Origin of the sequence: Streptosporangium sp. NPDC023825 (assembly GCF_040639575.1) — a bacterium.
Lineage (GTDB): Bacteria > Actinomycetota > Actinomycetes > Streptosporangiales > Streptosporangiaceae > Streptosporangium.
In genome coordinates this window covers 1-6,677 of the sequence record NZ_JBFAAE010000130.1, presented here as the reverse complement: position 1 = coordinate 6,677, position 6,677 = coordinate 1, and the positions used below count along the sequence as shown (strand labels likewise).

Sequence of the window (6,677 nt, the reverse complement as noted above, 5' to 3'; positions counted from 1 at the left end):
AGACGCCCGAAAGATCGTGCGATTGCCCGCGCCCTTGCGCGCCGGATCGCGTCACGACCCCTTTTGGCCGGCTGATTCGTCCCCAGCGCGCCCTTATCGCCTGTGACCACGCTCGGTCACCACCGAAAGTGAGCCAGAGCCGATTACGGGACAGAGCCGTTAACTGGACAAACCCGCTGCTCGCCGCGTCCGGCGTGCTCGGTCCCGTGCAGGCGCTGGCCGAGATGGCCGCTTTCACCGGCATGCTGCTGCTGGGCGGCTGGACGCTCGGCGCCGAACCCGGGCCCGCGCTGCTCGCCACGGCCTCCGGTACGGCGTTCGCCGCCGTGGTGCTGGGCCAGCTCGCCAACGCCTTCGCCTGCCGCAGCGAGTCCCGTTGGATCGGCCCGGTGCACTGGCGCGGCAACCCGCTGCTACTCGGGGCGATCGCCTTCGAGGTGGTGGTGCTCGCGGCCTTCCTGAGTCTGCCCGTGCTGACGGACCTGCTCGGCGGGACCTTCCCGGACGCCGCGGGCTGGGCGCTGGCGGCCCTGGCGATCCCGGCCGTGATCCTGGCCGACGCCGCGCACAAGGCCTGGCAGGCCCGGAATCGGTCGCGAACCAGGTGAAGGCCACCGGGTCGACGGCAGAGGCGAAAGTCTCGATCACCGGTTACCGGCAGAAGGCGAGCAGCAGGCGAGGTGTCCGGCGAGATCCACCGCTGTCGAAGCTCGCGCCGGACGTCCTCCTCCAGGCTTCGCCGGCGGTTGTCGCGGGATGGAACACCCGCAGGGCGTCGTTGACGGTGTTCCCGCCCGCCGTCACCGGTGAACTCGTCTGTCGTGCCGGTAGGCGGGGACGTCGTCACGATGCCGTCCTCCTTGGGAGCGGTTCGGCCACGGGTACCAGGAGGCTTTGAGCGGTGCGACCAGCGGACGGTTCGGGTCCTGCCCGGCCGGGCACCGTGGGTCTTCATCTCGCAGGGCGGAGGCGATCGTGCGGGCTCGGTCCGGGAGGGCCGATCGGTGGCCCTCAGACGGATCCGCTGACGACCGTCGGGGAGGTGGCGGGAAGGGGCGGGAGCGGGACTGCGGCCAAGCGGACGCCCAGCGTGATCAGCCCACCGCCGGCCAGGAACAGGACGGCCGCGGCGACGAATGACCCTGTGATCAGAGTCCCCGTCCAAGCCAGGGGAGCGCCCAGCCGGACGTCGGCGGACACCTGCGCGGAGGCGTCGGCGTTCATGACGACGAGGGCCCATTCGCCCGGCCGGATGTCCCAGGTGAGGGTCTGGCGGCCTATCCCCTCGGCCTGCGCGGTCCAGAACGGTTGCGTGCCGGGGCGGATGACGGGAGCCCGGCCCGGAACGCGAACGGGACGGGCGCCGTCATCCGGGCCGCGGGAGACGACCAGGCGCGTCACCTGGTCATGGGCGACGCCGTCCAGGTAGGTGGCGACCTCGCGGTGCGGGGCGATCCCGACGAACACGGGCCTGTCCACTCCGGTGACCTGGACGCGGAGCGGGCCGACGGCGTCGCTGACGAACCCGACGCCCTGCCCTGCGATTTCGACCCTCTCGACGGTGAGCGCGTACGTGGACGTGCTCACTCGCTCGATGCCGGTGTCAACGAAGCCATCGGGTCCACGCGTGGAGTCGAGCATGAGGGTACCGGTCCCGGCGGCGGTGGCGCCCAGCGCGCAGAACGCGAGCAGGGAACCCAGTACGGCCGCGGTGGCCGCCCCGGCCGACCACACGTGGGACTGCTGCCGGGGCGGGGCGGTGGTGGCCACTCCCGGTTCCGCTCCTGTGAACAGGGGGTTCCCGCCCGCAGGGGAAAGGCCGGTCCCTCCGGGCGGAGGCTGGGGGCCTTCTGCGGGTTCCTCCTCACCGGCATCGAGGCGGAAGGGCGGATAGGCGTCGGTCATCAGGGTGGCGTAGGCGGCCACCCGCAGCGTCCACCGGTTCATGCCCAGCACGAAGTCGAAGATCGAACGCGGGTAGCGGCCGCGCAACAGCAGGACGACGGCGGAGATGACGACCAGCAGGCCGACGAGGCCGCCGAAACCGAGACTGTGCACGGGGCCGCCAGAACCCGGCAGGTCGTCCCGCCACAGGAGCACGGCGGCGCTGGTGAAGAGCCCGACGATGAGGTAATGCGGGATGGCCAGCAGCCACCACTTCACCAGCACCAGGCCGCGTGAGAGCCGTAGCGGATAGTCGATTTCCAGCGTGGCCGGATAGTCCGGGGCCGGGCCGAGGGTGAAGGGCGGGTAGCGGTCGGTGCCCAGCGCTCCGTAGCCGTAGAAGGCGACCCGCCACGTCCAGCGGAGCACGCCCACGTTGAACTCGAAGATCGGCCGGGGGTAGCGGCCGGTGAACAGGATCGCGAAGAAGGCGATCACCGTCAAGACGGCGAAGGCGATCCACAGCAATCCCAGCACGAGGTAGTGAGGGAGGGCCAGTAGCCACTTGACCAGCCACAGGCCACGGCTCAGCGGCTCGTCCAGGTGGCCGCGCACGCGTACGGGATGGGCGCTCATGGTCCGGGTTCCTTCCGGGAGACACCGATGAGAACGGCTTACCCCACCAGCCCATCACCCGGCCGCGCTCGCGCCACCGGCTGAAAGTCCCGAACCGCCGCGCCGATGGCCCTGAATTCCGGGTGTTCTCCACGCCCGGCGTTCATGGCCGGCACGATCGGCGGCCCTGTGACCACGGAGACCTCACGATGATGAGGCGTTTCACGACCTGCGCGGTTTCCATGCCCGATGTCGAGCGGAGGTCGGCCGGCGCGGTGGCCCAGGACGAAGGTCCTTGCGGCAGATGACGTCCGGCCGGTGCCGCGGCTCTCCCGCAGGTGTGTGATGGAGACGAAGGAAGACGGATCTCTCGAAGGAGACGGCTGTGGCCGACCGCAACCTCGTCACCGGGGAGCCGGAGGCGCCGGTCGCTTCGTTCCGCGTCGAACCGGTGCCGCTCACTACCGAGGAGCCACTCATGAAACGTTCGCACAAGCGCTGGAGTGACCTTTCCGCCCGGCAGCAGGCGGCGATCTTGACGCTGGCCTCCGTAGAGCTGTCGCTCACCGCCACGGCGGCCGCCGACCTGTGGTGCAGGCCCGCCGGCCAGGTCCGGGGCTCCAAGGCGCTGTGGTGGCCGTTGTTGTTCGTCCAGCCGATCGGCCCGATCGTCTATCTCACGCTGGGCCGTTCCCCCTCCACCGGCCAACCCGCCGGCCGGACACCGCGATCTCCGGCAGGTGATCCGTCACCGATGCGAAGCACGGCGGCGCCGGTGAAACGATCGGCGGCCAGGTCCGCCAACGCCTGGTCGGCCCGCTCGAAGTCATAGGCGGTGGTGGTGACACGCAGCGGACGGCCGGCGGAGTGCTCCAGCAACGCCTTGAGCTTCCCCCCGTAGGACGGACACCTCGTCTGAGTCGACCTTGTGTCGGCTGGGAAGGAAGAGACCCGTGCCTGCACCTCACTCGCCTGAGTTTCGTGAGCGCGCCGTCGCGCCGGCCCGACTCGGTGATAAACCGATCATCACTCTGGCTGAAGAGCTGGGGATCAGCCGCCACCGCTGGGACAGCGGCCTCGGCCCGGCCGATCGCCAGGTGCGGGCGCTTTTTCCGGACCCGGGCAGGAGATGGTCGGCAAGGCATCAGCGGCACCGTAGATCCGGGGGCGGTTCCTCGTCCACGTAGTGCCTCCACAGTTCGGGGGTGAGGTGCCGGGAGGTCGTGGTGCAAGCGATCGCTACCCAGGCGTTGGGGTCGAGGTTCCAGGCGAGGACCACTCCGCTGCCGGAAGGGGAGGACTGTTCGGTCGCGGTGAGCAGGATTTTGCCGTCGGGAGAGAAGTCCAGGCCGGTGGAGGCAGGACGAGCGCCGGGTGGCAGGGGCAAGGAGCCCAGGAACTGGCCGGAGCTCGCGTCAGCCAGCAGGAGGGTGTCGTCCATGCCTTTGGAGGCAAGGACACCGATGCCGACGGCTGGGCCGGCGATTCTGTACGGGGTGCTGTCGAGGGTGTCGATGCGTCTGTCACCTGACGCGTCCCAGATCTCCAGGGCGCCCTCCCACTGTTGGATGAGAAGGCGATCGTCGACGTAGGCGATCCCCGAGACCGGCGCCGCCGGGATCTGCCGGGTCTTTGCGGTGGTCATGTCGGTGACGACAACCCGCTCGCCGTCGATGTCGACGATGGCCACATGCTGGATCCCCGCGTCCATCGCCACACCGGAGCTGTGCGTGTCTACGGCGGCCTTGCCCATTCCCCGTAAGGTCCGCAGCACCGTGCCGTTGCTCGCGTCTTGGACACGGATCATCCCGGAGTTTGTCACCTCGACGACATGCCGCCCGTCCGGAAGAGGGACTGTAGAAAAAACGGCTCTGGCTCACTTTCGGTGGTAACGGAACGTGCGCATCAAGCTGACGTCGCGGAGCTGGGCGAGTTCCTCATCAGACGCCCGAAAGATCGTGCGATTGCCCGCGCCCTTGCGCGCCGGACCGCGTCACGACCCCTTTTGGCCGGCTGATTCGTCCCCAGCGCGCCCTTATCGCCTGTGACCACGCTCGGTCACCACCGAAAGTGAGCCAGAGCCGAATACGAGACAGAGCCGTTTGATTGACAGACCCGGACGCCTCGGGGAAAGTGCCGGCCAGAGCGGACTTTCAGCAACTCGGCAACGGGTTCGGCGGTCATGAGTGGTTCGGCTACACCCGCACCGCCGCACGTAACGGCAACGTGATGAAGGTGACCGGCACCTGGGAACTCGACCGAGCTGTCAACGGGTGGGCTCGGGTGCTGGTCCACATTCCCAAACGGCGGGCCGAGACGCAGCAGGCCCCCTACACCGTCAACCTCGGCAACGGTCAGACCGAGACCCGGTATCTCTCCCAGGCGAGGGAGCAGAGCGCCTGGCACAACCTCGGCGTCTTCCAGTTCGCCGGAACGCCCAAGGTATCGCTGACCAACCTGAACCTGGAGGGTGACGGCACGACCGCGATCGCCTGGGATGCCATCGCCTTCCAGACCCTCGCGAAGAGACCGAAGCACTTCGTCGTCGGCATGGGCGACTCCTTCGCGTCGGGAGAAGGAGCCGGAAACTATTACCCCGAGACCGACATGGGTTACAAGAGCGTCAGGTGGAACGCCTGCCGCCGGAGCAAGGACGCCTGGATAAGGCAGGCCGTCCTGCCGGGCGAGACGCAAACCGTCGGTCAGCTCGCCGACTCCTTCGACCCGAAGATGGATTTTGCGTTCGTGGCTTGCTCCGGTGCGGTCACCCGGGACATGACAACGGGGGAGTACCAGTACACCGCCGATCCGCTCGGCGACTGGTCGGACTATCGAGGAAACGCTGAGGGCAGATTCAGGGAGGCCGCCCAGATGGAAAGCGGGTTCCTTAACAAGAACACCACGCTGGTCGCCCTTTCGATAGGCGGGAATGACGCGAAATTCAGCAACATCATCAGCCACTGCTATATCATTTCCTGTTATAGCTCCGGTTATGAGAATGATATCAAGTCCGATATAACGCATGCGGTTAGGGATCGAATGGAGGGCGGAGTTCAGGCCAATGTGAAGGATATTATATATGAGGTTGAGAGCAAGGTGGGAAACGCCGTCCAAGGGCGAGGGAAAAAGGCGAAAATAGTCCTCATGGGATACCCGGAGATCGCCAGTGCCGGAACGTCGTGTCCGAAATTCGACGATCAGGAGAAGGGAATGTTCCAGCGGCTTACTCAGCATTTCGCGGTCGAGGAGGCCGGTATGGTCCAGGCGCTCAAAAACGCCAGCCTGGAGGTGTCCTTCGCCAACCCGCTGCCCGCGTTTCAGGGCCACGGTGCGTGTATAGACTCCAACTTCCCCGGGGACAGGTGGGTGCACTACATCAATTTTATTAAAACCGGCCCCGGTGACTTCCAGGATACCGAGGACTGCTGCGTCACGGAGGGGTTTCGATGTGCGAGCCGCACTTCCATTCATCCGAACAGAGATGGTGCTAGTGCACATGCCACCGTCCTTGAGGAACACCTGGCGAATCCAGCCGTGAATTATACCGGGTGGTAAAGTAGGCCGGTGCCGGTGCGGGAACTCCGCACCGGTACTTTCCGGCGCGACCGGCCGGTATACGGGTGGGGTGAATGATGGATGATGACGCGAAGGTCCCGGAAATCGACGGGAGACTGCGCGGATGTCTGTTCGTCACCACGGCGATCGCCATCCTGTTCGTGCTGGGGCCGCCACTTGTTTACTACCTCTACGACCGGAGTGCGACCGGCTCGGCCGAACAGCTGACGCTGAAGATCGCTACCGTGTTCGCCGACAGGGTCATCGCCGACGGAAGCATCGGAGAGTCGTCGATCCGGCGAATCGACGACTCCGTTGCCGAGGTGTCCGTGTTCTCGTTGAAGCGGACCTCCACGACCCTCGTCGTGTCGATAAACGCCTCCTCCGGGCGGGAGACGCTGTTCGGGGTGAGCCCGTTCGTCCGCTGCCACACGGTGTCGTTCGCCATGATCCATTCCGCCCGTCCACGCTATTCAATCGAGCCGCTTCCTGGCTGCGCTTACGAGGTCGACTAACGTGCCGCGTCTAAGACCGTGACTCATTTGGCGGTTGATCGTTGGATCGATCGTGGATGCGTTCCTTCAATGGCTGGTGCCCGATGAGTTGTGGGAGTTGTTCCAGCG

The 6,677-nt window shown here is 66.6% G+C and carries 6 protein-coding genes; 4 read left to right on the top strand and 2 right to left on the bottom strand.

From position 1 onward, the window contains the following. The first annotated feature begins 128 nt into the window (after window positions 1–128). Window positions 129–608, top strand: a complete 480-nt coding sequence (locus AB0G15_RS43225) for a cation-translocating P-type ATPase C-terminal domain-containing protein (protein ID WP_362851506.1) — start codon at window positions 129–131, stop codon at window positions 606–608. A 403-nt stretch (window positions 609–1,011) separates the two neighbouring features. On the opposite strand, the gene AB0G15_RS43220 is transcribed toward AB0G15_RS43225, so the two are convergent. Further along, entirely contained in the window at window positions 1,012–2,520 is a 1,509-nt protein-coding gene (locus tag AB0G15_RS43220; protein ID WP_362851504.1) for a DUF4389 domain-containing protein, read from the bottom strand. 457 nt (window positions 2,521–2,977) lie between these two features. Between AB0G15_RS43220 and AB0G15_RS43215 the strand changes: the two genes are divergently transcribed. Further along, complete coding sequence (locus AB0G15_RS43215) at window positions 2,978–3,331, top strand: hypothetical protein (protein WP_362851502.1); 354 nt, start codon at window positions 2,978–2,980, stop codon at window positions 3,329–3,331. 312 nt (window positions 3,332–3,643) lie between these two features. Here AB0G15_RS43215 and AB0G15_RS43210 read toward each other — a convergent pair whose 3' ends face one another. Continuing rightward, window positions 3,644–4,306, bottom strand: coding sequence for a hypothetical protein (locus tag AB0G15_RS43210; RefSeq protein ID WP_362851500.1), 663 nt, complete (start codon window positions 4,304–4,306; stop codon window positions 3,644–3,646). A 299-nt stretch (window positions 4,307–4,605) separates the two neighbouring features. On the opposite strand from AB0G15_RS43210, the gene AB0G15_RS43205 reads away from it, so the two are divergent. Next, window positions 4,606–6,054, top strand: a complete 1,449-nt coding sequence (locus tag AB0G15_RS43205; protein ID WP_362851498.1) for a hypothetical protein — start codon at window positions 4,606–4,608, stop codon at window positions 6,052–6,054. Window positions 6,055–6,131: 77 nt separating this feature from the next. Further along, entirely contained in the window at window positions 6,132–6,569 is a 438-nt protein-coding gene (locus tag AB0G15_RS43200; RefSeq protein ID WP_362851496.1) for a hypothetical protein, read from the top strand. Window positions 6,570–6,677: the final 108 nt, after the last annotated feature.

Excerpts from the sequence above, each read along its gene's own strand:
- AB0G15_RS43220 (WP_362851504.1), bottom strand. The coding sequence starts at position 2,520 with ATGAGCGCCCATCCCGTACGCGTGCGCGGCCACCTGGACGAGCCGCTG.
- AB0G15_RS43215 (WP_362851502.1), top strand. The coding sequence starts at position 2,978 with ATGAAACGTTCGCACAAGCGCTGGAGTGACCTTTCCGCCCGGCAGCAG.
- AB0G15_RS43210 (WP_362851500.1), bottom strand. The coding sequence starts at position 4,306 with ATGATCCGTGTCCAAGACGCGAGCAACGGCACGGTGCTGCGGACCTTA.
- AB0G15_RS43200 (WP_362851496.1), top strand. The coding sequence starts at position 6,132 with ATGGATGATGACGCGAAGGTCCCGGAAATCGACGGGAGACTGCGCGGA.